Below are 23,149 nucleotides of genomic sequence, written 5' to 3' on the forward strand. Positions count from 1 at the left end.
TGGCTAATGAAAAGGATGCGCTGCAATCTCGGTTCTCGCCAGATGGTGCCCATGCTGCTCGCGCTCATCGTGGCGCTGCACGGCAGCGCGGCGCTGGCGGTGCGCCTGGGCATCTCGTCGGCGAACGTGTCGCAGCCGGGCGGCGCGGCGCAGATGTGCGTTTCGCTGGCGACCGAAGGTCAGGAGGTGGCCGGCACCCAGAACGACCTCGTCTGGGACGGCACCTGCATGACCCTCAACGAGGGCGCCTGCTTCGCGGCCGGCACGCACGGCAAGCAGGTCAACACGCGGATCCAGAACAGCGCCGATTTCCGCATGCGCGTCTTGGTGCTCTCGCTCAGCGACGTCGACCCGATCGACGACGGGGTCCTCTACTGCTGCAACGTGCAGGGCGAGGCGCCGCCGGGTTCGTGTTGCAGCATCTCGGTGGTGAACACCGGCGCCAGTGATTCCAAAGGGCAGGCGGTCGCTGCCGGCGGCAACTCCGGCAACCTGTGCACCCTCGGGGGGAGCGGCAGCCGCGGCGGCGCGGTCGGGTCGGTGACCGGCGCCGGCGGTCAGATGGGCATGAATTCGGGCGCCGGCAGCGGCGGGTCGATGGCCGGGATGGGCGGTGGCGAAGGCGCTGGTGGGACGATCGGCGGCTCCGCGGGCTCGCTTGGCGGTTCCGGTGGGTCGGTCGGAGGCGCTGGCGCGCAGGCGCCGCCGGCCAGCCAGGTCTTGCAGGGTGGCGGCGGCGGCGCGGCGCCGGGCGCGGCGGGTGCCAATCCGGCGGCGCCCATCGTCCAGGTGCCGGGTGGTTCGGTGGCGCAGGTTCCGACTCCGGTCGCAGCACCCACCTTCGAGGCGCGCCAGCCACCGCCCACGTCCGCGGCACCGGCGCAACCGGCCCTGCAGGCGGAACCGGCGGCCACGGCGGCCGCCGGCGAGCCGGGTGCGGCGCCGGTGACCGAAGCGCCCACCAGCGCGCCGACGCCGGCCGACACGTTCACCGTGGCCGTGCCGACGCCGGTCCCCCCGACCGAGGCTCCGCCGTCGACCCCGACGGCGCCGCCCGCCACTCCCACCGCCAAGCGCGGCTGGTTCGGCTGCCAGATCGGTTCCGACGCCAGCGCCGCGCCGGCGCTCGCACTGGCCCTGTTGTTCGGCGCCCTGGCTCACGTGCGCCGGCGACGCGTCCCGCACCGCTGATCGGCTGCCGGTCAGCAGAGGAGAGATCATGTCGACCATCCTGCGATCCCTCGCCGCCCTGGCGCTCGCGGTGCCGCTCGTCGCGCCGCGTGCGGCGCACGGCGTGAATCTGACGATGGAGGCGACCAAGGCCGAGGCCGGCGCGGTCCGCGTCTGCGTCGGGCTCGATTCCACTGGGCAGAAGGTCGCCGGCACGCAGAACGATCTGGTGTGGGACGGCGCCTGCGCCGCCCTGAAGCCGAATAGCTGCGCGGCGGTCGCGGATTCGAAGAAACCGCTGCACGGCAATACGCCGCCCAACCTGCCCAACACCTATCGCGCGCTGGTCTTCGCCCTCGACAACGTCGATCCGATCCGCGACGGCGCGCTCTACTGCTGCGATTTCGAGATGACGGCCAATCCCGAATGCTGCAGCATCAAGTTCGACCGCCTCGGGGCGAGCGATCCGATCGGCACCGCGCTGCCGCTGTCCGGGCAGCCGCCGCAGCTCTGCCTCAACACCGGTGCCGCCGCGCCGGCCGGCGCGGCGGCGCCGGCCGCGGCGCCGCCGGCGGGCGGCACCGCCGCCACGCCGTGGTTGTGGATCGGACTGATCGCGGCGGCGGTGGTGATCGCCGTCGTGCTCGCCGCGCGCCGCCGCGGCTGACGCGCGGCAGGGATCGCCGGCGGCCGCCCGAGCGGCCGCCGGTTCAGGCGAGCAGGCCGCGCGGCCCGGAGGCGACGAGCAGCGACTCGGCGAATTCGATCGCCCGCTGCGGCGAGATGCGGATGCGGTGGAAGGTCACCGTGTGGCGGCCGAGCGGGCAGTGGAGGAGGAGCGCGAGTTGGATGCCGTCGCTGGCGCCGCGCACGACGGTCGGCGCCACGCGTTCGACCGGCCGATCGAGGCGCCAGTCGCCGTCGCTGGTCAGCCGCGCCAGCTCGTCGGCGTCGGCCAGCACGGTGGAGTGGATCCAGCGTTGGCTGGCCCACAGCTCCTGCATGGCGAGCACGTGCTCGAACGCCCCGGCGGCCGAGTCCTCGTGGCTGAAGAAGCGGTAGAGGAGCTCGACGTCCTGCGAGGCGCCGGCGCCGCTCGGCGCGGTGGCGTCCGGCGGCGCGTGCCAGTCGAGCAGGCGGAGGGCGGCGCCGACGTCGGTGCCGGTGCGGGTGACGAAGGGGCGGACCAGCAGGTCGCCGTCGCGCCGGCCGTAGAATCGGTAGCGGACCGCGTGGTCGGCCGCGAGGCGGACCCGCGGCAGCGCGGCGAGCACGGCCGCGGCGTTGCGTTCGAAGAGATCCTGCCAGTACGGGATGTCGTCGGCGTCGCGCCGCGATTCCGGCGTTGCCTCGCTCACCGCGCGGCGGGCGGCGGCGATGCGGTCGCGCAGGGCGCGGACGAGCGCCGCGTCGACGTGCTCGACCTGCACGTCAGCGCCCGCGCCCGACGGCGCGGCGGGCGCGCGCGGCGGCGAGGTCGACGACGTTGGGCCCGGCCAGCGCCAGCTCGTCCAGCGCCGCCCACTGCTCGTCCGGCGCGGCGCTGCGCGCCGACACCAGCCGCGACTGGTGGCGCAGGATCAGGCCGGCCTCGGCGACGGTGATCGGCCGGCCGAAGACGTGCGCGTCGCGCGTCTCGCTGGCGTTCGCCCAGCTCGCGAACTCGGTCGCGGTCGGCGCATGGCCGAGCTCGATCGTGCAGCGTCGGACGACGAAGCCGATCATCATCTTTGGCAGGCGCGGCGCGCTCATGGCGGATGGGGCGAGCAGTACGTCGGCGATCGGCCGCAAGGCAAGGCGGATCAGCGTCCGCCGCCCGCGATGAGCCGATCGAGCTCCGCCTTGAGCCGCGGCAGCACCTCGGCGTAGCCGAACGAGCCGACCTTCACGTCCCGGCGCTTCAGCGTCACCGTCGACGGCCCGCACCACAGGCCGAGATCGGCATCGTCGGTCTCGCCGGGTCCGTTGACGCGGCAGCCCATCACCGCGATGGTCACCCGGTGGTCGGCGGCGTACGTCGTCAGATCGCGCACCTGCTCGGCGAGCTGCACGAAGGCGTCGTTCTCGACCCGCGAGCAGCTCGGGCAGGAGATGATGTTGAGGCCGCGGCCGAAGTCGGGCACCGAGACGAAGCGGCCGGCACGCACGTCGGCGAGGATCTGCAGGCCGACCTCGATCTCCTCGTGCTTGCGTTCGTTGGGCAGGGTGAGCGAGGCGCGGATGGTGTCGCCGATCCCGGCCGCCAGCAGCTTTTCGAAGGCCAGCCGCGTCTTGAGGATGCCCTGCGGCGGCAGGCCGGCCTCGGTCACCCCCAGGTGCAGCGGCACGTCGGGCCGCGCGGCGGCGAAGCGGCGGTTCGCCGCCAGGACCTTGTCGGGATCGGAGTCCTTCAGCGAGACCACGAAGCGGTCGAAGCCGAGGTCCTCCATGAGCTGGCAATGGTAGAGCGCCGACTGGACGATCGCTTCGAGCTGGTCGCCCGGGTAGCGGGCGAGGAAGTCGGGCGCCACCGAGCCGCAGTTGACGCCGATGCGGATGGCGACGTCGTGGTCGCGCGCCACGTCGACCAACCAGCGGACCTTGTCGGCGACCGTGCGCTCGCGTTCGACGTGGTGCAGGTGGCCCGGGTTGTAGCGCAGCTTGTCGACGTGCGGGGCGACGCTGGCGGCCAGGCGGTAGTTCTCCTGCAGGTCGACCGAGAGCGTCGCCGTCGTCTGGCGGCGGATCTCCGCCACCGCGGCGACGTCCTTCTCGTTGTCCACGGCGATGCGCACGACGCCGGCGCCGGCGGCGCGGAGCTGCTCGCACTGGGCGACGGTGGCGTCGATGTCGCGCGTCCTGGTGGCGCACATGCTCTGCACGACCACCGGCGCGCGACCGCCGATGGCCGTCGCGCCAACGCGCACACGGCGCGTGCGCCGCGCATCGAGCGGGTCCGTCATCCCGGAGACGCTACCGGAGGGGCGCGAGTCGAACAAGGTGGCCGCGACCCGCGCGGTCGCCGGATGGGCGCCCGGGGGAGCCGGAGCGCGAGGGCGCTCAGAACCGGACCGGCAGCGCCGGGGGCGAGCGGAACGCCAGGCCGACGATGCCGTGGTTGGCATCGTCGGCGAAGCGGAGATCCGGCAGGCGGCGGAGCAGGGCGCCGACCGCGGTGCGCGCCTCGAGGCGGGCCAGGTGCGCGCCGAGGCAGAAGTGGCGGCCGAAGCCGAAGCCCATGTGATCCTCGGGGCGGCGGTCGAGGCGGAAGGTGTCCGGGTCGGCGAATCGCCGCTCGTCGCGGTTGGCGGAGCCGATGGCAACCAGGAGCTGGGCGCCGGCGGGCAGCGCGACGCCGGCGAGCATCGTCGGCCGCGTCGTCTCGCGCGAGGCAAACTGCACCGGCGCTTCCCAGCGCAGCGTCTCCTCGATCGCCCAGTCGAGCGTCGCCGCGTCGGCGCGCACCGCCGCCAGCGCCGACGGATGCAACAGCAGCGCGTGCAGCAGGTTGCCGATCAGGCGGAAGGTGGTCTCCGCGCCCGCCGGCAGCAGCAGGCGCAGGAAGCTGTAGATCTCCTCGTCGCTCAGCCGTGCGCCGTCCACCTCGGCATGGACCAGGCGGCTGATGAGGTCGGCGCGCGGCGCGGCACGGCGGGCGGCGATCAGCGGCGTCAGGAATTCGACCAGGCGCTGGGCCGCGGCGATGCCGCGCGGCGGGTCGTCGGTGAAGCCGATGATGTCGAGGCCCCAGCCGTGGAAGATCGCATAGTCCTCCATCGGGATGCCGATGACGTGGGCGATCACCCGGATCGGGATCGTGGAGGTGAACTGGCGCACCAGCTCGGCCCCGCCGTCGCCGGCGAAGCGGTCGATCAGCTCGTCGGCGATGCCGGCGACCAGCGCCGGCAGGTCGCTGCGCAACGCCCTGGGCACGAACGCCGGGGCGATGATGCCGCGGTGCCGCGTGTGCTCGCGGGCGTCCATCTCGAGGATGGTGCGACCGATCACCAGGCCGATGCCGTTGGCGTTCGAGCGCGAGGAGAAGGTCTGGGGGTCAGTCAGGACCGTGCGGACGTCGTCGTAGCGCGTCACCAGGTAGCCGGGACCCATCCACAGGTCGAGCAGCGTCACCGGCCGTTCGTCGCGCAGCCGCGCGTAGGCGCGGTAGGGATCGGGCACGGGGCTCATGAAGTCGCCCCCGAACGTCTGCATCAGGTCGGGCATGGGAGGCGCCGTGGGCCCGCTTATGCCGCGCGGGCGGCAGACGCGTCAACGCGACGGCGCGACGCCGGCGCGCGGTCGCGTTGCGCCGCGGTGCGACTTGCGAACGCCGGCGTCGACGGGACATCATCAGCGCCTCGACGATGGCGATCATCCAGTTCCCCGATCCCCGCACCGCGAGCCCCGAGGGGATCGTCGCCATCGGCGGCGACCTGCACCCGGAATCGGTGCTCGCGGCCTACCGGCAGGGGATCTTTCCCTGGCCGGTCGAGAAACTGCCGCTGCTCTGGTTCTGTCCAGCGGAACGCGGCGTGCTCGAGCTCGCCCGCCTCCACCTGCCGCGCAGTCTGCGCCGCGTCCGCCGTCTGGCGCCGTACACCTTCAGCATCGATCGCGACTTCACGGCGGTCATCCGCGCCTGTGCCGCGACGCCGCGCCCGGGCCAGCACGGCACCTGGATCACCCCGGCGGTGATCGCCGCCTATTGCCGCCTGCACGCCATGGGCATCGCCCACAGCGTCGAAGCCTGGAGCGACGGGGCGCTGGTCGGCGGCGTCTACGGCGTCGACGTCGACGGGGCCTTCGCCGCCGAGAGCATGTTTCACCACCGCGCCAACGCCTCCAAGCTCGCGCTCCTGCATCTGATCGATCATCTGCGCAGTCGCGGCCTCGACTGGATCGACGTCCAGACCCTGACCCCGCACATGAAACGACTCGGCGCCGAGCTGGTGCCGCGGGACGAATTCCTGGCGCGCCTGCAGAGGACGCGGGCCCGCGGGCTGCACCTGTTTCCGTGACGCCGCGATGCCGCCCTGGGTGTCACCAAAAGCGCCGCCACGTGGCGCGCTACCACCCCGCGTGACACCCCGCCTGGTTCCGCGGTTGGTCGGTGTCCCCGCACATGCCCTGGCACGCGGAATGCTGGTTGCGGAGGCAGCCTGAGGTGAGAGCACGGATGAACACCCTCGATAGCGAAACCCTCGCCGCCCTGCGCAGCCTCCAGGAGGACGGAGAGGACGACCTGCTGGCGGAGCTGATCGACCTGTTCCTCGAGGACGCCCCGGAGCGCCTGGCATCGATCAGGTCCGCCATCGACGCGAGCGACTGGGTCGGCCTGGCCGAGCGCGCCCACAGCCTCAAGGGGAGCTGCGCCAGCCTGGGCGCGGTGACCATGGCCTCGCTGTGCGGCCGGCTCGAGGCGATGGGGCGCGATCTGACGCTGCGGACGGACGTGGTCGACGTCTACGGCGAGCTCGAGCAGGAGTACGCGCTGGTCCAGGACGCGCTGCTGCGCGAGCGCAACGCGCCGCACTGACGCGGTCGACAAAGCACTCTCCCGGATCGCCGCCTATTCTCTTCGCTCGGCCGCTCGGTTATGACGCCGGGTTGGTGCCGAGCATGAGTCAGGTCATCGCCAGCGACGCCGATCGGGCCCAGCTTGCCGATCTCGGCATCACGCCGGACGAGGTCGAACGGCAGATCGCGCTCTTCGCGCGGCCGCCGGCCCCGGTGCGGCTCGACCGGCCGTGCATGCTCGGCGACGGCATCCGCGGCCTCTCGGTGGCGGAGCGGGCGGCGGCGCGGCAGGCGCACGCGGCGGCGGCCGCCGCCGGGCGGGTGAGCAAGTTCACGCCGGCGTCGGGCGCGGCCAGCCGCATGTTCCAATCGCTGCTGGCGGTTCGCGGCGCCGGCCTGCGGACGCGCGCCGCCGTGCAGGCGCGGGCCGATGCCGGCGACGGCGCCGCCGCCGACGTCCTGCGGGTGCTCGACGGCCTGCCGCGCTTCGCCTTCGCCGAGGCGCTGGCCGCGGCGGCGGCGCGCGGCGGGCGGCCGCTCGACCGGGCGCTGGCGGCGGGCGACGTCGGCGCCGTGCTCGACCTGCTGCTGACGCCGGTCGGCCTCGACTACGCCGCGCAGCCGAAGGGTCTGTTGCTCTTTCACCGCTATCCCGACGGCGCGCGCACCGCCTTCGAGGAGCACCTGGTCGAGACCGCGGCGGTGGCGCGCGACGCGACGGGCGCGGCGCGGCTGCACCTGACGGTCTCGCCGGAGCACGCGTCGGGATTCGCGGCGTTGTTGGAGCGCGTCCGCGGCGCCTACGAAGGCCGCTACGCGGCGCGCTTCGCGGTCGGCTTCTCGACCCAGCACCGCTGCACCGACACCATCGCGGTCGATGCCGACAACCGCCCGTTCCGCACCGAGGACGGCCGCCTCCTGTTCCGTCCCGGCGGCCACGGCGCGTTGATCGGCAATCTCGGCAGCCTCGGCGGCGACCTCGTATTCATCAAGAACATCGACAACGTCCAGCCCGACGCGCAGCGCGGCCCGGCGCTGGAGTGGATGCAGCTCCTGCTCGGGCACGCCGCGGCGCTGCAGGCGGCCATCGCAGGCCATCTGCGGGCGCTCGCCGGCGGCGCGCCGGCCGCCCGCCGCGCGGCGGTGGATTTCGTCGGCGAGGCGTTCGGGGTGGCGTTGCCGGCGGATGCGCCGGCCGACGCGCTGCGCGCCGCGCTCGATCGGCCGCTGCGCGTCTGCGGCGTGGTGCGCAACACCGGCGAGCCGGGCGGCGGGCCGTTCTGGGTGCGCGGGGCGGACGGCCGGGTCAGCGCCCAGATCGTCGAGTCGGCCGAGGTCGACGGCGACGACGCCGGCCAGCGGGCGTTGTTCGCCGCCGCCACCCACTTCAACCCGGTCTTCCTCGCCTGCGCGCTGCGCGACGCCGCGGGGCGGTCGTACGACCTGGAGCGGTTCGTCGATCCCAGCGCGGTGTTCATCGCCCGCAAGTCGAAGGACGGCCGCGAGCTCAAGGCCCTCGAGCGGCCCGGGCTGTGGAACGGCGCCATGGCGCACTGGCTGACGGTGTTCGTCGAGGTTCCCGAGGCGACGTTCACGCCGGTGAAGACGATCACCGATCTGCTGCGACCGGCGCATCAACCGGAGTGAGCAAAAGGACTTCCCGCGCATGGACACCATCATCGTCACCGGCGGCGCCGGCTTCATCGGATCGAACTTCGTGCGCCTGGCGCTGGCCGAGACCGAGGCCCGGGTCGTCGTCCTCGACAAGCTCACCTACGCCGGCAACCTGGAGAGCCTGGACGACGTGCGGCGGCATCCGCGTTTCGCCTTCGTCCAGGGCGACATCGCCGACCGCGCTCTCCTCGACCGGCTGTTCGCCGAGCAGCAGCCGACGTGGGTGGTGAACTTCGCCGCCGAGAGCCACGTCGACCGTTCGATCGACGGACCGCGCGCGTTCGTCGAGACCAACATCGTCGGCGCCTTCGAGCTGCTGGACGCCGCGCGCGCCCACCTGCGCGACCGCGAGCCGGCGGCGCGGGATCGCTTCCGCTTCCTGCACGTGTCGACCGACGAGGTCTACGGCAGCCTCGGGGCCAGCGGCCTGTTCAGCGAGACGACCCCGTACGCGCCGAACTCCCCGTACGCGGCATCGAAGGCGAGCGCCGATCACCTCGTCCGCGCCTACCACGAGACCTACGGGCTGCCGACGCTGATCACCAACTGCTCGAACAACTACGGTCCCTACCAGTATCCGGAGAAGCTGATCCCGCTGATGACCCTCAACGCGCTCGAGGGCACGGCGCTGCCGATCTACGGCGACGGCGGCAACGTGCGCGACTGGCTCTACGTCGAGGATCACTGCGCCGGCATCCTGCTGGTGCTGCGCCGCGGCCAGGTGGGCGGCAAGTACAACATCGGCGGCGCCAACGAGCGCAGCAATCTCGAGCTGGTCGACCGCCTGTGCGCGGTGCTCGACGAGCTGGCACCGGCGGCGGCGAACCCGGCGATGGTGGCGAAGGGACTCGCCAGCTACGCGGCGCTCAAGCGCTTCGTGCCGGACCGTCCGGGGCATGACCGCCGCTATGCGATCGACGCCGGCCTCATCCGGCGCGAGCTGGGCTGGACGCCGCGCTACGACTTCGAGGCCGGCCTGCGCGCCACGGTGGCCTGGTATCTCGCCAACCGCGCGTGGTGCGGCGCCGTCCAGGCGGGCCGCTACGGCCGCGAACGACTCGGCACGGTGGACCGGGTCGCCTGACGCGACCCGAGGGGGGACGCATCGACCATGCGCAAGGGCATCATCCTCGCCGGGGGGTCCGGCACGCGGCTGTATCCGCTGACGCGCGCCGTCAGCAAGCAGCTCATGCCGATCTACGACAAGCCGATGATCTACTACCCGCTCTCGACGTTGATGCTGTCGGGCATCCGCGAGGTGCTGGTGATCACCACGCCGCACGAGCAGGAGGGCTTCCGGCGCGTGCTGGAGGACGGCCGCAGCCTCGGCCTCGAGATCCAGTACGCGACGCAGCCGAGCCCGGACGGCATCGCGCAGGCGTTCCTGATCGGCGAGTCGTTCATCGCCGGGCAGCCGGTGACCCTGGCGCTCGGCGACAACATCTTCTACGGGCACGGCTTCCCCGACATCCTGCGCCGGGCCGCCGAACGCCGCGACGGCGCGACGGTGTTCGGCTACTGGGTGAAGGATCCCGAGCGCTACGGCGTCGTCGAGTTCGATGCCGACGGGCGCGCGGTGCGCCTCGAGGAGAAGCCGCAGGCGCCGCGGTCGCCGTACGCGGTCACCGGGCTGTACTTCTACGACCGCCAGGTCGTCGACATCGCGCGCGCGCTCACGCCCTCGGCGCGCGGCGAGCTCGAGATCACCGACGTCAACATCGCCTACCTGCGCCAGGGCGCGCTGCACGTCGAGAAGCTCGGCCGCGGCATCGCCTGGCTCGACACCGGCACCCACGAGGCGCTGCTGCAGGCGTCGACCTTCATCCAGGCGATCGAGGAGCGGCAGGGGCTGAAGGTCGCCTGCCTCGAGGAGATCGCGCTGCGCATGGGGTACATCACCGCCGGCGATGTCGAACGCATCGCGGGGTCGATGAAGAACAGCTCGTACGGCCAGTACCTGCTGCGCGTGCTCGAGCAGGGCTGAGGCGATGCGCGTCCGCCAGACCGAGCTGCCCGGCGTCGTCGTGATCGAGCCCGCCGTGCATCGCGACGAGCGCGGGTTCTTCCTCGAGACCTACCACGCCGACAAGTACCGCGCGGCGGGCCTCACCCTGCCGTTCGTCCAGGACAACCACTCGCGCTCGGCGCCGGGGATCCTGCGCGGCCTGCACGCGCAGCTCGGCGCGCCGCTCGGCAAGCTGGTGCGCTGCGTGCGCGGCGCGATCTTCGACGTCGCGGTCGACGTCCGCCGCGGCTCGCCCCACTTCCGTCGCTGGGTGGGGGTGACGCTGTCGGAGGACACCTGCCACCAGCTCTGGGTGCCGCCGGGGTTCCTGCACGGCTTCTGCGTCGTCGCCGGCCCGGCGGAGGTCGAGTACAAGTGCACCGCGCTGTGGGATCCGACGCAGGAGATCGCCGTGCGCTGGAACGATCCGCAGCTCGCCATCGCCTGGCCGATCGCCACCCCACGGCTCTCCGACAAGGACGCCGCCGCCCCTCTGCTGGAGGCGGTCTACGACCGCCTGCCGGAGTACGAAGCGTAGGCGCCACCCGCGGCCGCCCGGCAGAGGGCTGGCGCAGGCTCGGACGGTCCTGCGGCGGCGCGACGCGTCATCGCGCGCCCGCGGGCGCCGCGGCCAGCGGCACATTTCCGTTGCATTACACCCCCGGCGTTTCGCAGCATGAGGAACAGGGGTTCGAGCCGATGGAGTGTCCGATGTGCGACCAGCCCATGACGCACCAGGGCTATTTCAGTTGGGCGTGCGACGGCTGCGGCCACCGCTGCGAGGGCGATTTGCCGGCCCACCTGGCGCGCCAGCCGGCGGAGGATGACCCGACGCCGTAGCGTCGCCTACTTCTTCTTCGCCGGGCTCTTCGCCGCGCTGTAGGTCCAGCCGTCGATGCCGAGGCCGGCGGCGGCGCTGTATCCGGTCTTGTACGACTGCACCGTGCCGGCGCCGTCGACCAGCACGAAGGTCGGCGTGCCGCTGACGCCGTAGGCCTGGAAGGCGCTGCGGTAGGGGTCGACCGCGACGGTCTCGGGAAAGGGCTCGGTCCGCTCCTTGAAGAACTGGTCGAGTTGCTGCGGGTCCTCGTCGGTGACGGCGATGACCTCGATGTCACGCGCCCGGGCGAACGCCATCACCTCCGGCACCGAGAACTTGCAGGGCACGCACCACGTCGCCCAGAAGAAGAGGAGATGCGGCTTGCCGGCGGCGAGCCGTTGGTCGCCGCGATAGGCGCTGACCTTGGCGAGCGGTGGCGCGGGGCTGCCGACCTTCGGCGGACCCGGCAGCTCCGGCATCTTGATCGGGTAGGGCTCGGGCCGCAGCACCACCTGCTGGACGTGGCCCGCGCGCGCCACCTCGAGCGGCGCCGGCTCGTTGATCTCGCGCCGCATCGTCCATTCCCGCACCTGGTGCGGCTCCTGGAACGGCGCCGCCGGCGGCCCGAGGATGACGTCGCCGACCTCGAGCCCGGCCTTGGCGGCGGGCGAATCCGGGTAGACGGTCATCACGGTGACCGCGCCGCCCGTCTGCTGGTCGCGGGCGCGCTGCGCGTCGGTGAGCGGTTTGAACTGGATGCCCATCCAGGCCGGCATCACCGCCTGCACGACGCGCCGATCGTCGTCGAGCGGCGGGAACGAGGTCGGCGGTGCCATGGCTGCGGCGGTGGCGACCGAGGGATCGGCGAGGAAGTTGACGTCCTCGCAGGCCAGCAACGCGGCATAGGTGTCGCGTTCGGCCGGCGTGCCGCGCTCGGCGAGGTACACGCGCCCGGCGATCTGGGTGAGAATGGCGCGCAGGCGCAGGACGACGCCGAGCCGCACCTCCATGCGGTAAGCGGCCTGCGACGCCGCCTCGGTGCGCGCGCGCAGGAGCGCCAGGCGATCGCTGGTGGCGGCGTCCTTGGCGGTGAAGGCGCCGAGCGCCTCCGCGAGCTCGTCGCCGAGCGTCTCGCGCCCGGCGGGATCGAGGTCGGCGATGACCGTCGGCGCCAGGCGCTCCTTCCAGCGCGGATCGGCGGCGAGGAAGCGCTCGAAGTTCTGCTCCTTGAGGGAGTCGAGCGCCTCATGCCAGCGATCGGCGTAGGTGCGGAGCTGTTCGCTGACCTGCGGCAGGATGCGGGTCTGCAGCTCGAGCTCGCCGAGCGAGCGCGGGCTGAACATGCCGAAGGTCGAGCCGACGCGGTCGAGCAGTCGGATCTCCGGCTCCCAGCGGGCGCGGTTCTTGAAGGCGTCGTTGATGTACGCGTCGGCGACCTCGGTCTCGGTCGTGTTCTCGCGTTTCGCCTGCGCCTGCAGGAGCTGTTGCAGATAGAAGTCGGACGTCGTGTTCGGCACGTCCGGGGAGTCGTCGCTGACCAGCACCCGCCGCTGCGCTTCCGGCATGCGGCCGACGGCGCGCAGCGCCTCGAAGAAGCGGTGCGAGTGGCCGACGCCATCGCGCCCCAGGTTCTCGGGGTAGCAGCCATAGGCCGGGCGGTCGGCGGTGGACGCGAAGTAGCCGCACTGCCGGCCGTTCGGCGTCAGCTCGCCGGGGCGCGGCAGGATCGCGTTGGCGAACGAGCCGCCGAAGCACTGCGACATCAGCATGACGACGTGCACGTCGGGGTCGAGCTCGGCGAGGAGCTGGCGGAGCTGCTCGACGGTCAGCTTCTCGTTCCACAGCACGATGCTGTTGTTGGCCAGATCGGTCTTGTTCTGCTCGCCGTGGTCGGTGACGTAGAGGAGCAGCGTGTCGCCGCCGTGCAGCCGTTTGCCCTCGGTGGTGAACCAGGCGTGCAGCGCCTCGTAGGTCGCCGGCCGCAGCGTGTAGCCGTCGACGGCGGAATCGACGAACTGCACCGGCCGCAGCAACTGGGCGGCGCGCGGCGGCAGCAGCCAGGCGTCGCCGCTGTCGTCCGGACGGGCGCGGGTCGCCAGGTCGGCGCTGGGGTCGGGACCGTCCGAGGAGAAGATGACCACGTCGTCGGCGGCGGCGCCGCTGGCGTGGAGGAATTCGACCAGGGTGCGGACGTGGGTCAGGTGCGACTGGAAGTTGCTCTGCTTCTTGCCGCCGCCGTTGATCAGCAGCGCCTTGAACGCGCCCGGCCCCTCGGTGATCGGGGGGGGCGGCGGCGGGCTCGCCGGCGCCGGGGAGCGACAGGCGCTGAGCGCGGCGAGCAGGGCGAGAACGAGCGCGAGTGGCAGGGCGCGACGCGCGGGCGAGTCACACATGCAGCCTGCGAATCTAGCAGAGGCGTCGCGTCGGCCAAACCGGTGGGCCCCGCGCCGGCGCCACGGGAGTCAACCTCGATACGAAAAACACCTTCACCACGGAGGCACGGAGGGTGCAGCGTCGGAATGGCCGGGTGGGTGCGATCCCTATGGCGGCTTTGCCCAATAAAGGTTGCTAGGTTGTTAGTTGTTAGGTTGTTAGTCTCAGAGGCCGTTCAGGCCTAACAACTAACAACCTAGCAACCTAACAACCTGGGGCTGCCTCGCGCGAGCAGCGAAGTCTTGGGCAAGGCCCCCCATGGCCATTGCTGATGGCGTTGAGGATCTCGACCCCGAACCCTCTTGTCCAGGTTCCTCCGTGTCTCCGTGCCTCCGTGGTGAAATGCCTTCGTGACATCAGGGTCAACTCTCGTCCCCGTCCCCGTCCTCGACCCAGATGAAGTGGGCGCCGCAGTGCAGGCAGACGGCGTCGAGATAGTAGATGCCGCGCACGCTGCCGAGCGCCAGGCGCTGACGGTGCGTGCCGCCGCTGCCGTCGCGACACTCGTGCACCACCGATCGGCCCTCGCCACTGACCGGCGTGCGCTCGGGCGACTTGAGCGGCGTGAAGGTGACGATGGTCGGCACGGGCGTTCACCGCCGCAGCGCGGCGAGGATCGCCGCCGTCGCCGGCGATTGGTTGAGGGTGTAGAAATGGATGCCCGGCGCGCCGCGTGCCAGGAGATCGCGGCACTGGGCGAGGGCGTGCGCGATGCCGACGTCGAGCACCGCGGCGTCGGAGCCGGCGGCCTGCAACTGGTCGCGCAGCGGCGCCGGGATGCGGGCGCCGCAGAGGCTGGTGATGCGCTCGATCTGCGGCACGTTGGTGATCGGCATGATGCCGGGGAGGATCGGCACCGTGATCCCGGCGCGGCGCGCGCGCTCGACGAAGGCGAAGTAGTCCCGGTTGTCGTAGAAGAGTTGGGTGATGATCACCTGCGCGCCGGCGTCGACCTTGCGGCGCAGGTGGGCGACGTCGCGGTCGAGGTCGCGGCATTCCGGATGGCCCTCCGGGTAGCCGGCGCCGGCCAGGCAGAACGGATAGCCGCGCTCGCGGATGAAGGCGACGAGCTCGCTGGCGTAGCCGAAGCCGTTCGCCGGTCGCACGAAGGCGGTCTCGCCGCGCGGCGGATCGCCGCGCAGGGCCAGCACGTTCTCGAGCTCGGCGGCGACGAGGCGGTCGAGAATGGCGGCGATCTCGTCGCGCGAGTGGCCGACGCAGGTCAGATGCGCCATGGCCTCGATGCCCTGCTCGCGCTTGATGCGGCCGACGATCTCGATCGTCTTCTCGCGCGTCGTGCCGCCGGCCCCGTAGGTGACCGAGACGAAGCTCGGCGCCAGCGGCCGCAGCTTGTCGATCGTCTGCAGCAGGCTGCGCTCGCCGGCCTCGCTCTTCGGCGGAAAGAACTCGAACGAGAACACCGGGCGCGCCTGGCCGAAGAGGTCGCGGATGCGCATAACCGGGCGACTCTAGAGGAAAGGTCGCGGCGAGAGCAACGGCGTCGCGCCGCGCTGCCCGATGTGAGCCAGCGCCCGCCGGTCGCTTTACAAACGCCGGCGCGGCACCGAGAGTGCCGGGCGATGAAGCTGGTGGCGTTCTTCCATCTGAAGGAGGTGCGGTGGTCGCTGCCGGACGAGCGGCTCGCCGCCTGGCGGGCCCGCTTCCCGTCGCTCGAGGTGGCGTCGGTCGAGGACGAGGCCGCGCTGCCGGCGGCGCTGGCGGACGCCGACGTCTTCGTCGGCTGGCGCCTTCCGCCCGAGCACTTCGGCGGCGCGCGGCGGCTGCGCTGGATCCATTCCGCGTCGGCGGGGATCGAGGAGTCGCTCTATCCGGCGCTGCTCGCCAGCGCCGTCGTGCTGACCAATTCGACCGGCCTGCACTCGGTGTGCATCCCGGAGCACATCGTCGGCCAGATGCTGGTGCTGGCGCGCAACTTCCACGAGGCGGTGCGGCTGCAGGCGCGTGGGGAATGGAATCGCTTCGCGGTCATCGCCCACCAGGGCGGCCTGCGCGAGCTCCACGGGTCGAACCTGGCGATCCTCGGCGCCGGCCCGATCGGCGCCAACCTGGCGCGCATGGCGGCGGCGCTGGGGATGCGCGTCCGGGTGATGCGGCGCGACGCCCGCCAGCCGGTCGCGCACGCTGAAGCGGTGGTGCCGCCCGCCGAGCTGCACGCCCTGCTCGGCTGGGCCGATTTCGTGGTCCTCGCCGTGCCGCTCACCGACGAGACGCGCGGCCTGATCGGCGCCGCCGAGCTGCGGGCGATGCGGTCGAGCGCCTACCTGATCAACGTCGCCCGCGGCGAGGTGGTCGACGAGGCGGAGCTGGTGCGTTGCCTGCGCAGCGGCGCCATCGCCGGCGCGGCGCTCGACGTCTTCAGCGAGGAGCCGCTGCCGCCCGAGCACCCGCTCTGGTCGCTGACCAACGCCCTGCTCACGCCGCACATCTCGGGTTACACGGCGACCTACTTCGACCGCATGCTGGCGCTGTTCGAGGACAACCTCGGCCGCTTCCTCGCCGGGCAGCCGCTGCGCAACGTCGTCGACAAGCGGCGCGGATACGCGCCGGGCGGCGGGTAGGGAAGGGGGCTCAGAAGCCGAGCTCGCGCAGCGCCACCGGGCGATGCTCGCGCGCCGAGCGCTCGGCGGCGATGCCCATGGCGACGGCGAGGGCGCCGTCGTCGACGCTGACCTGGGGCGGTCCGCCGGCTCGGATGGCGTCGATGAAGGCGCGGTGCTGGTAGTAGGTCGCGCCGTGGTGGAATCCGGCGTCGCGGATCACGGGATCGATCGCGACCTCCTCCTCCTCCCGCGCCAGGCGGTCGCGACGGCTGAACACCAGGCGGTGCGCCGGCACGAAGGCCTCGACCTTGCCGGCGTCGCCGGTGACCGCGAGCTCCATCTCGTGGCGCGAATTCTCGGCGAACATGCACAGGTCGAGGAGGGCGCGGGCGCCGCCGTCGAAGTCGACGACCGCGAAGGCGTTGTCGAGGATGTCGGGGGTGGCGCCGTCGTAGCGCTCGTCGAGGTGGTTCACGTCCTGGCCGCCGGAGGCGTACACGCGCAGGGGGCGCTGGCCGGTGAGCAGCGCCATGAGATCGAAGAAGTGGCAGCACTTCTCGACCAGCGTGCCGCCGGTATTGCGGGCGAAGCGGTTCCAGTTGCCGACCTTGGCGAGGAACGGGAAGCGGTGCTCGCGGATGGCGACCATGCGCAGCGTGCCGACGGCCCCGGCGCGCACCGCGGCGATCAGCCGTCCCACGCTGGGCACGAAGCGGTACTCGAGGCCGACCCAGGTCAGCGCCCGCCGGCCGGCGGCGGCGGCGCGCAGCGCGTGGCAGTCCTCGATCGTCGTGCAGAGCGGTTTCTCGACCAGGACGTGCAGATCGGTGGCGAGGGCGTCGCGCAGGAGCGCGGCGTGGGTGTGGTTCGGGGTCGCGATGACCAGCGCGTCGAGCGGCGCGCGCAGGAGCGCGCGGTGGTCCTCGTACACCGCGGCGTCGGGCGCGGCGTGACGGGCGATGTCGCGGCTGCCGGGGTCGGGATCGGCGACCGCGGTGACGCGGACGTCGTCGATGAGGGCCAGGTTGCGCAGGTGCTCCCAGCCCATCATCCCGGTGCCGACGATGCCGTAGCGCAGCGCGCTCAGGGAGCCTCCGGCGTCAGGCGCATGGTGAGCGGATGCGAGAAATGGCGGACGAAGACGTCGCTCCAGTACTTGTCGGCCATCGCCGTGGCCACCGCATCGGCCATATCGGGGACCGACTCCGCCCTCACCCTGTCGAAGGTCTGGCCGGCGATGCGGATCTTCACGTACGGCGCGGTCGCGTTGCCCGCGATCCGGCCGGCGGCGCGCGAACCGAGGCGGATGTAGACCTGCCCATCGACGACCACCAGCCAGACGGTCGACCAGTGCTCCTCGCCGTTCTCGACGGTGAGGAACTCGAGCGTCTGCTCGCCGCTGAACGCCTGCGGGTTCCAGTCGGCGGCGGCGACGGGGTTGGTCAGGGTGAGCGCGGCGATGGCGGCAACGGCGAGTCGGCGCATGGACGACCTCCTGGGGTGGCTGCGGCGCTTCTAGCGGCTGTCGCGGCGGAGGGGAAACGCGGCGCGCCGGTGCCCGGGGGGCGTCTCAGAAGTTGTACTCGACCTGGCCGGTGTAGATGACGTCGGCGCGGATGCCGTCGGTGTTGAGGGGGAACTGGAAGCTGGCGTTGAGCACCAGGCCGCCCCAGGGGTTGAGCTTGAAGCCGACGGCGGACTGGATGACGTTGTCGTTGATGCCGTCGCGCTTGTCGTCGTGGTAGCCGAGGAAGTCGCCGGCCAGCGTCAGCCAGCGGGTGGTGAGGACGTCGGCGCCGACGATCCACTGCGCCTGGCTGACGTCCTGGGCGCTGCGGAACGAGTAGCCGAGGTTGAGGTGCGGTGACACGCGCCCGATCTGCTTCGACGCGATGAACCAGGGGGTGAACGTCGGGTCGTGGAAGCCGAGCAGGTCGTTGGCGTTGCCGGTCGGCAGGGTCAGCACCTCGGCGAGCGCGATGTCCGCCAGCCAGGTGTCGACGACGTGCCACTTGGCGCGCAGGAAGAGATCGCCGGTGCCGGTGGCGGACTCGTTGAACGAATCCTGGGCGCAGCGGTAGGGCCGGCCGCAGATCGGTCCGGTGCCGTTCTGGATCACCCCCGTCTGGGTGCGGGAGAACCGCGCCACCGAGCTGACGCCGCCATCGCCGTCCGGATCGAGGGTCATCGCGGACGCCGTGCCCTGCATGTGGGCATGGTTGATGGCCAGGGCGAGGCTGACGTCGATGCTGTCGGTGAGGCCGTAGGCGGCGCTGAGATAGAACATGTCGAAGGTGAAGCGCATGTCGAGCTGGGTGCGGATGACGTCGTCGCTGAAGATCGCCTGGTCGCCGGCCGGCAGCGTCGCCAGGGTCGCCTTGCTGACCGCGGGCTGCACGGTGACGAGGTTGTCGAGCGAGTCGCCGGCGAGGGTGCTGAACTCGACGTGCTGGTACGACAGCCCGACGTTGAAGCGGCCCCGACCGAGCGTCTGGGCGCGCTCGCCGAAGCCGGCGCCGAGGCTCTGCTCGAAGCGGACGAAGGTGTCGAGGTCGGAATCCCAGGCGAAGCTGAAGGCGCCGCTGGAGGAGGGCAACGGCACCTGCGAGCGCGCCGCCGCCATCTGCGCCGACAGGTTGGTGAAGCCCTGGACGATGCTCGGCTTGCCGAGGTCGCTCGAGGTCTGGTTGATGGTGGTGCTGAGCGAGCCGCCGAAGAGGTTCGGGATCACCTTCTCCAGCGGCGTCGCCTGGGCGGCGAGCGGCACGGCCAGCGACAGCGACGCCAGCACGCGGGCGCACCTCCGCCAGGCGCGGAGACGCGCCGGCGACGGCTGGGCTGGTGAGCCCGCCGCACCGCCGGCGGCGCGGGCTCGGGCAGGATCCCGTGCGACTATTGTCCGCTCCCGATCTTCCAGGAGGACTGCTCCCGAACCAAAACCTTAGTCAAACGCACTTCCAGACGCACGGGCCGCCCGCTGCTCGCGTCGGTGAAGCGATCGCGGCGCACGAACGAGACCAGGTAGCCGCCCTCCTGCGGCGTGATGCTGATGTCGTCGATCTCCACCGCGAGGTCGGTGGCGGTGTCGAGGTAGGTGCGCAGCGCCGTCCGTTGGCGCTCGGAGAAGCTGGCATAGGCGCCGGCGACCTCGTCGAGGTTCTTGCTCTCGACGGCGCGGCGATAGCGCTCGAGCAGGGCGCGCACGCTCTCGTCGACCGCGGCCGGCACGTCCGCGCCATAGGCGGGCGTCCACAGCAGGCTGGCCACCGCGTCGCGCGTGCGCTCCAGCGCCGAGCGGCGCTGGCGCTTCGGCTGCGTGCGCTCGACGCGCGGCGAGGGCTCGACGATGCCCTCGGCCTCGAGCAGCAGGCGGTAGGCATCGACGTCGGTGTTGGTCTGCTTCTCGATCGACTGGCCCTCCTCGGGCGAGAGCTGGACCCGCAGGCGGCGCAGCATGCTCAGTACCAGCCGCTTCTGCAGATCGAAGAACTGGTCGAGCTCGCCCTCGACCGAGTCGGAGGCCTCGTTGACGCCGCTGCGCGCGTCGACGATGCGGGCGTCGATGCGCAGCGTCCGGTCGCTCACGTAGTAGGCGCCGGCGAGCAGGCGGCCGATGCCGAGCTCGCGCGCGGTGACCAGCGGATCGGTGCCGCGGGCCCGCGTCGTGCGGTCGATCAGCTCCGGCGAGTAGACGCGCAGCGCCTTCACCTTGCTGAGCTCGGTGTTGAAGGCGAGTCGCAGCGCCTGGCTGATCCAGTTGTAGGACGGATCCTGGCGCAGGTTCTGGAAGTCGAGCACGCCGATGACGTTGTCCTCCTGGGGCTCGTTGTCGCGCGGCTCGGCCGGCGGCAGCACCGGCGCCGGCCGCGGCGTCACCGGGCCGACGTTGAGCAGGGCCAGGTCGGTGCCCTCCATCTTGTTGTACGGATGCTGGCCGCCGCCGGTGAGCTGGGGGACGCGCCGCGCCACGTAGCCGAACAGCTCCGACACCGAGAGCACGCCGTCGCCGTCGGCGTCGGCCTGGCCCTGGATGCCCTCGAGGAGGGCGTAGGTGAAGGCGCCGTGGTTCAGCCCCGGGCGCTCCTTCGACTGCTCGCCCGGCTTGGAGGCGGCGAGGAGGAAGAAGCCCTCGCCGGCGGTCATCTGCCGCGCCATCTCGTCCGGCGACACCGCCGCCGCCGCCGGAATGCCGAGCGCGCCGGAGTGGCAGGTGTCGAGCATGACGATCACCGCCCGCACGTTGCGCCGCACGATGCGCAGCGACTCGTCGAAGTCGGACATGCGCAGCCCGTCGGCGAGCAGCGAGTCGGCGGTGGCCGGGTAGGGGAGGAAGTAGTAGCTGCCGCTGGCCAGGTCGCGCACCCCGTGCCCGGCGACGAAGAGGACGGCGACGTCGTCGGGTCCGGCCTGGCCGAGGAAGCGCGACAGGCCGGAGAGCATGCTCTCCCGGGTCACCTGGGCGTCGGTCAGCACCATGGCGCGCACCTCGCGATAGGGGCCCCGGCGCGCCGCGGTCTGCAGCTCCGCGCCGATCGCTCGGGCATCGGCGTCGGCGAATTGGAGGTTGAGGTCGGCGGCGGCGTACTGGCTCACCCCGACCGCCAGCACCCACAGCACGGGGCCGTCGACCGGCCCGCTGGCGGTCGCGGCGGCGGTCGGCAGCGCCTGCGGGTAGGCCCGGTCGAGCACCGACGCCTGCCAGAGGCCGATGGCCACGAGCATCCCCATGGCCAGGCTGACGCCCGCCACCACGTAACGCCAACCCGCCGTCATGCGAATACCGCGCACCAGTACGCCGGGCCCAGTGGCCGCGCAATCCACGCCGCACCCCCGCCACAGGGATGAGGGATAGCCGCAACATGTTGCATGCAAAAGGGAAATCCTATGATTTGGGGGCACTGCGGGTATTACAAGCGAGAGTTGGTCATCTGACGGACGACATCGCATGCCGACTGATCCTGCCATGGAGACACCGCTGCGCGCCGTCCCGGCGCATGCCGCAGCAAAACGCCGCGATGCCGCATCTCCAGCCCCAGAGGGTCATGGAAACACGATACGGTGTACGGGCATGCGTCCGCGCCGGAGGGCAGGTTGGATTCGCTAGACGAGGCGCAGGAGGCTCGGCAACTGATCGGGCGTTGCCTCGCTGGAGAGGTCGAGGCAGCGACCGAATTCCAGGGGCGCTACGGCGAGTTGATCTACGGCTATCCGATGCGGGTCTACCGGGTGCCGCCGGACGAGGCGGGGGACTTCTACGTCTTCGCCTTCGAGCGCGGGCGGATCTTCCGGCGGGTGCGGACGTACGAGGGGCGGGCGCCGTTCCGCGCCTATCTGCTCGGCTTCGTGCTCGACGATCTCGTGCTCGAATGGAAGCGCGGCGTGCGCGAGATCGAAACCGTATCGATCGAGACGCTTGGCGAATTGCCCGATCCGGGGGCTGCCGACCGCGCCACAACCAGTGAAGGCGACAGGCAGATGGACAGCACGACGTTTCGGCAGATGTTGGGGGATCTCTCCCCGTCGAAGTCGGTGGTGATGAAGCTGCTCTACGTCGAGGACTACGAGTTCCAGCCGTCGGAGGTGCGCTATCTGGCGCAGGTGTCCGGCTGCGATGTCCCCGAGGTGCTCGAGCGCATCGACCGGCTCCGCGCCACGGTGCGCGAGCGCGAAGCGGGCCTGAAGCGCATGGAGGACGCGCTGGACGCGGTGCAGGCGTGGATCCAGCTCTACGAGCGCCGGGTGCAGCGGATCAGCGACGACCTGTCGGCGCTGCCGCCGACCAGCATGGCGGCCGAGCGGCTGCGCGAGGAGCGCCTGCAGCTCGAGCGCAAGATCCAGCGCCGCCGGCAGCAGCGCGCCAAGCTGCTCGCCCAGGCGCAGCGGCGCAAGGTGACGGCGCCCTACAAGGACATCGCGGCGATGCTCAACACCAGCATCGGCAACATCGGCTCGCAGATCGCGCGCCTGCGGCGCGAGCTGCTGACCAAGGTCGGAACGGTCGGCTCGAACATCGAGATGCCCGCGCACCTGGACCAGGCGGCGCGGTCCTGAGCCGACGAGCGCATGCGAAGCCGCGGCCGCGTGCCGCGGCGGAAAGTGAACCATCATGACTGACCTCAGGGAAACCGCATCGGGCGGCGGCGCGCCGTGTCCCGATTTCGAGGTGCTGTCCTGCTTCGCGGATGGCGAGCTGAGTGGCCCCACCGCCGCAGAGGTCACCGCCCACCTCGGCGCGTGTCCGCGCTGCGAGGCGGTGACCAGCCGGTTGCGCGAAGGGTTCGGCGCCGGTGAGGCGGGCTTCGGCGGCGGCCTCGGCGGATCCGGGTGCGCCAGCGAGGAGCAGTTGGTGCTCTACGTCAGCGGCGCGCTGGGCGGCAGCGACCGCGCCCCCATTGCCGCCCATGTCGGCGGCTGCGACCCCTGCGTCGCGTCGCTGGCGCAGCTCCACCGTCGCCTGAGCGTGCTGGGAGACGTCGCCGCCCCCATCCCGGCCGACGTCGTCCGGCGCGCTCAGGCGGTGCTCCCGGCCGCGCTGGCGGAGCTGGCGCCGGCAGCGGTGCCGACGGCGGCGGGAGCGCGTCCGCACCCGGCCCTGGCGCGGGAGGCGGGTCCGTCGCTTCTCGAGCGTCTGCGCGCCTGGCTGCGGGTGCCGGTGCTGGCGCCGCTGGCGGTGGCCGCCACGGCGTTGTTCATGGTCGCGGTCGGCTCGCTGCCATCGACGGGGCCGGACGGCGGCGAACGCAGCCGCGCCCTGCCGCCATCGACGGTGCGCCTGCGGGTCACCGCCGACAGCACCACCATGTACAGCCGGCCGAGCGGCAAGTCGGATCCGCTCGGCACCGTCGGGCGCGGTGCCACGGTCGCGGTTGCCGGCGAGGAGCGCGGTTGGTACGAGGTGCGCCTCGACGATGGGCGGTCCGGTTGGATCCTGCGGGAGGCCTTCGAGTAACCGGTGGCCAACGATGCACAGCGCCGGCGCCGCGGGCGTCG

Annotated in this window: 22 protein-coding genes; 11 read left to right on the forward strand and 11 right to left on the reverse strand. The window is 72.0% G+C overall.

Features of this window, described 5'->3' with window-relative positions; translation table 11 throughout:
* The first annotated feature begins 51 nt into the window (after nt 1-51).
* Nucleotides 52-1,191: a hypothetical protein gene (locus tag KF840_24430; GenBank protein MBX3028046.1), complete on the forward strand. Its 1,140-nt coding sequence runs from the start codon at nt 52-54 to the stop codon at nt 1,189-1,191.
* Between the two features lie 28 nt (nt 1,192-1,219).
* The gene (locus KF840_24435; protein ID MBX3028047.1) at nt 1,220-1,837 is read left to right on the forward strand and encodes a hypothetical protein; all 618 of its coding nucleotides are present in this window, start codon (nt 1,220-1,222) and stop codon (nt 1,835-1,837) included.
* A gap of 43 nt (nt 1,838-1,880) precedes the next feature.
* Here the strand turns inward: KF840_24435 and KF840_24440 are convergent, their stop codons facing one another.
* From KF840_24440 to KF840_24455, 4 genes are all read right to left on the reverse strand, one after another.
* On the reverse strand, nt 1,881-2,600 hold the full coding sequence (locus tag KF840_24440; GenBank protein ID MBX3028048.1) for a hypothetical protein: 720 nt from the start codon (nt 2,598-2,600) through the stop codon (nt 1,881-1,883).
* A gap of 1 nt (nt 2,601) precedes the next feature.
* Nucleotides 2,602-2,922, reverse strand: a complete 321-nt coding sequence (locus tag KF840_24445; protein MBX3028049.1) for a hypothetical protein — start codon at nt 2,920-2,922, stop codon at nt 2,602-2,604.
* A 50-nt stretch (nt 2,923-2,972) separates the two neighbouring features.
* On the reverse strand, nt 2,973-4,112 hold the full coding sequence (ispG, locus tag KF840_24450) for a (E)-4-hydroxy-3-methylbut-2-enyl-diphosphate synthase (GenBank protein ID MBX3028050.1): 1,140 nt from the start codon (nt 4,110-4,112) through the stop codon (nt 2,973-2,975).
* Between the two features lie 97 nt (nt 4,113-4,209).
* Nucleotides 4,210-5,373, reverse strand: a complete 1,164-nt coding sequence (locus KF840_24455; protein ID MBX3028051.1) for a cytochrome P450 — start codon at nt 5,371-5,373, stop codon at nt 4,210-4,212.
* Nucleotides 5,374-5,513: 140 nt separating this feature from the next.
* Between KF840_24455 and aat the strand changes: the two genes are divergently transcribed.
* From aat to rfbC, 6 genes are all read left to right on the forward strand, one after another.
* Nucleotides 5,514-6,167: a leucyl/phenylalanyl-tRNA--protein transferase gene (gene aat, locus KF840_24460; protein MBX3028052.1), complete on the forward strand. Its 654-nt coding sequence runs from the start codon at nt 5,514-5,516 to the stop codon at nt 6,165-6,167.
* A gap of 158 nt (nt 6,168-6,325) precedes the next feature.
* A complete protein-coding gene (locus KF840_24465) occupies nt 6,326-6,685 on the forward strand; it encodes an Hpt domain-containing protein (GenBank protein ID MBX3028053.1) in 360 nt (119 codons plus the stop codon).
* A gap of 83 nt (nt 6,686-6,768) precedes the next feature.
* Nucleotides 6,769-8,313, forward strand: coding sequence for a DUF4301 family protein (locus KF840_24470; GenBank protein ID MBX3028054.1), 1,545 nt, complete (start codon nt 6,769-6,771; stop codon nt 8,311-8,313).
* Nucleotides 8,314-8,332: 19 nt separating this feature from the next.
* Complete coding sequence (rfbB, locus tag KF840_24475; GenBank protein ID MBX3028055.1) at nt 8,333-9,424, forward strand: dTDP-glucose 4,6-dehydratase; 1,092 nt, start codon at nt 8,333-8,335, stop codon at nt 9,422-9,424.
* A 27-nt stretch (nt 9,425-9,451) separates the two neighbouring features.
* On the forward strand, nt 9,452-10,324 hold the full coding sequence (gene rfbA / locus KF840_24480; GenBank protein MBX3028056.1) for a glucose-1-phosphate thymidylyltransferase RfbA: 873 nt from the start codon (nt 9,452-9,454) through the stop codon (nt 10,322-10,324).
* Nucleotides 10,325-10,328: 4 nt separating this feature from the next.
* A complete protein-coding gene (gene rfbC, locus KF840_24485; GenBank protein ID MBX3028057.1) occupies nt 10,329-10,883 on the forward strand; it encodes a dTDP-4-dehydrorhamnose 3,5-epimerase in 555 nt (184 codons plus the stop codon).
* Nucleotides 10,884-11,191: 308 nt separating this feature from the next.
* On the opposite strand, the gene KF840_24490 is transcribed toward rfbC, so the two are convergent.
* The 3 genes from KF840_24490 to metF form a co-directional block, all read right to left on the reverse strand.
* A complete protein-coding gene (locus KF840_24490) occupies nt 11,192-13,558 on the reverse strand; it encodes a redoxin family protein (protein MBX3028058.1) in 2,367 nt (788 codons plus the stop codon).
* Nucleotides 13,559-13,960: 402 nt separating this feature from the next.
* The gene (locus KF840_24495) at nt 13,961-14,185 is read right to left on the reverse strand and encodes a hypothetical protein (protein ID MBX3028059.1); all 225 of its coding nucleotides are present in this window, start codon (nt 14,183-14,185) and stop codon (nt 13,961-13,963) included.
* A 6-nt stretch (nt 14,186-14,191) separates the two neighbouring features.
* A complete protein-coding gene (gene metF / locus KF840_24500; GenBank protein MBX3028060.1) occupies nt 14,192-15,055 on the reverse strand; it encodes a methylenetetrahydrofolate reductase [NAD(P)H] in 864 nt (287 codons plus the stop codon).
* Nucleotides 15,056-15,178: 123 nt separating this feature from the next.
* Between metF and KF840_24505 the strand changes: the two genes are divergently transcribed.
* On the forward strand, nt 15,179-16,177 hold the full coding sequence (locus KF840_24505; protein ID MBX3028061.1) for a D-2-hydroxyacid dehydrogenase: 999 nt from the start codon (nt 15,179-15,181) through the stop codon (nt 16,175-16,177).
* A 10-nt stretch (nt 16,178-16,187) separates the two neighbouring features.
* On the opposite strand, the gene KF840_24510 is transcribed toward KF840_24505, so the two are convergent.
* The 4 genes from KF840_24510 to KF840_24525 all read right to left on the reverse strand — a co-directional run bounded on the left by KF840_24510 (nt 16,188) and on the right by KF840_24525 (nt 20,932).
* Nucleotides 16,188-17,246, reverse strand: coding sequence for a Gfo/Idh/MocA family oxidoreductase (locus tag KF840_24510; GenBank protein ID MBX3028062.1), 1,059 nt, complete (start codon nt 17,244-17,246; stop codon nt 16,188-16,190).
* Entirely contained in the window at nt 17,243-17,644 is a 402-nt protein-coding gene (locus KF840_24515) for a hypothetical protein (protein MBX3028063.1), read from the reverse strand. Before KF840_24515 ends, KF840_24510 begins: the two co-directional genes overlap by 4 nt.
* An 85-nt stretch (nt 17,645-17,729) precedes the next feature.
* Nucleotides 17,730-18,950 carry a hypothetical protein gene (locus KF840_24520; GenBank protein MBX3028064.1) on the reverse strand — a complete coding sequence of 407 codons (1,221 nt, stop codon included), beginning with the start codon at nt 18,948-18,950 and terminating at the stop codon, nt 17,730-17,732.
* 101 nt (nt 18,951-19,051) lie between these two features.
* Complete coding sequence (locus tag KF840_24525; GenBank protein ID MBX3028065.1) at nt 19,052-20,932, reverse strand: caspase family protein; 1,881 nt, start codon at nt 20,930-20,932, stop codon at nt 19,052-19,054.
* Between the two features lie 318 nt (nt 20,933-21,250).
* Between KF840_24525 and KF840_24530 the strand changes: the two genes are divergently transcribed.
* Both KF840_24530 and KF840_24535 read left to right on the forward strand, forming a co-directional pair.
* The gene (locus KF840_24530; GenBank protein ID MBX3028066.1) at nt 21,251-22,210 is read left to right on the forward strand and encodes a hypothetical protein; all 960 of its coding nucleotides are present in this window, start codon (nt 21,251-21,253) and stop codon (nt 22,208-22,210) included.
* 55 nt (nt 22,211-22,265) lie between these two features.
* Entirely contained in the window at nt 22,266-23,108 is an 843-nt protein-coding gene (locus KF840_24535) for a zf-HC2 domain-containing protein (GenBank protein ID MBX3028067.1), read from the forward strand.
* The last annotated feature ends 41 nt before the right edge of the window (nt 23,109-23,149 follow it).

It is taken from the genome of bacterium (genome assembly GCA_019637795.1).
In the GTDB taxonomy this organism is placed as follows: Bacteria; Desulfobacterota; Binatia; order HRBIN30; family CADEER01; genus JAHBUY01.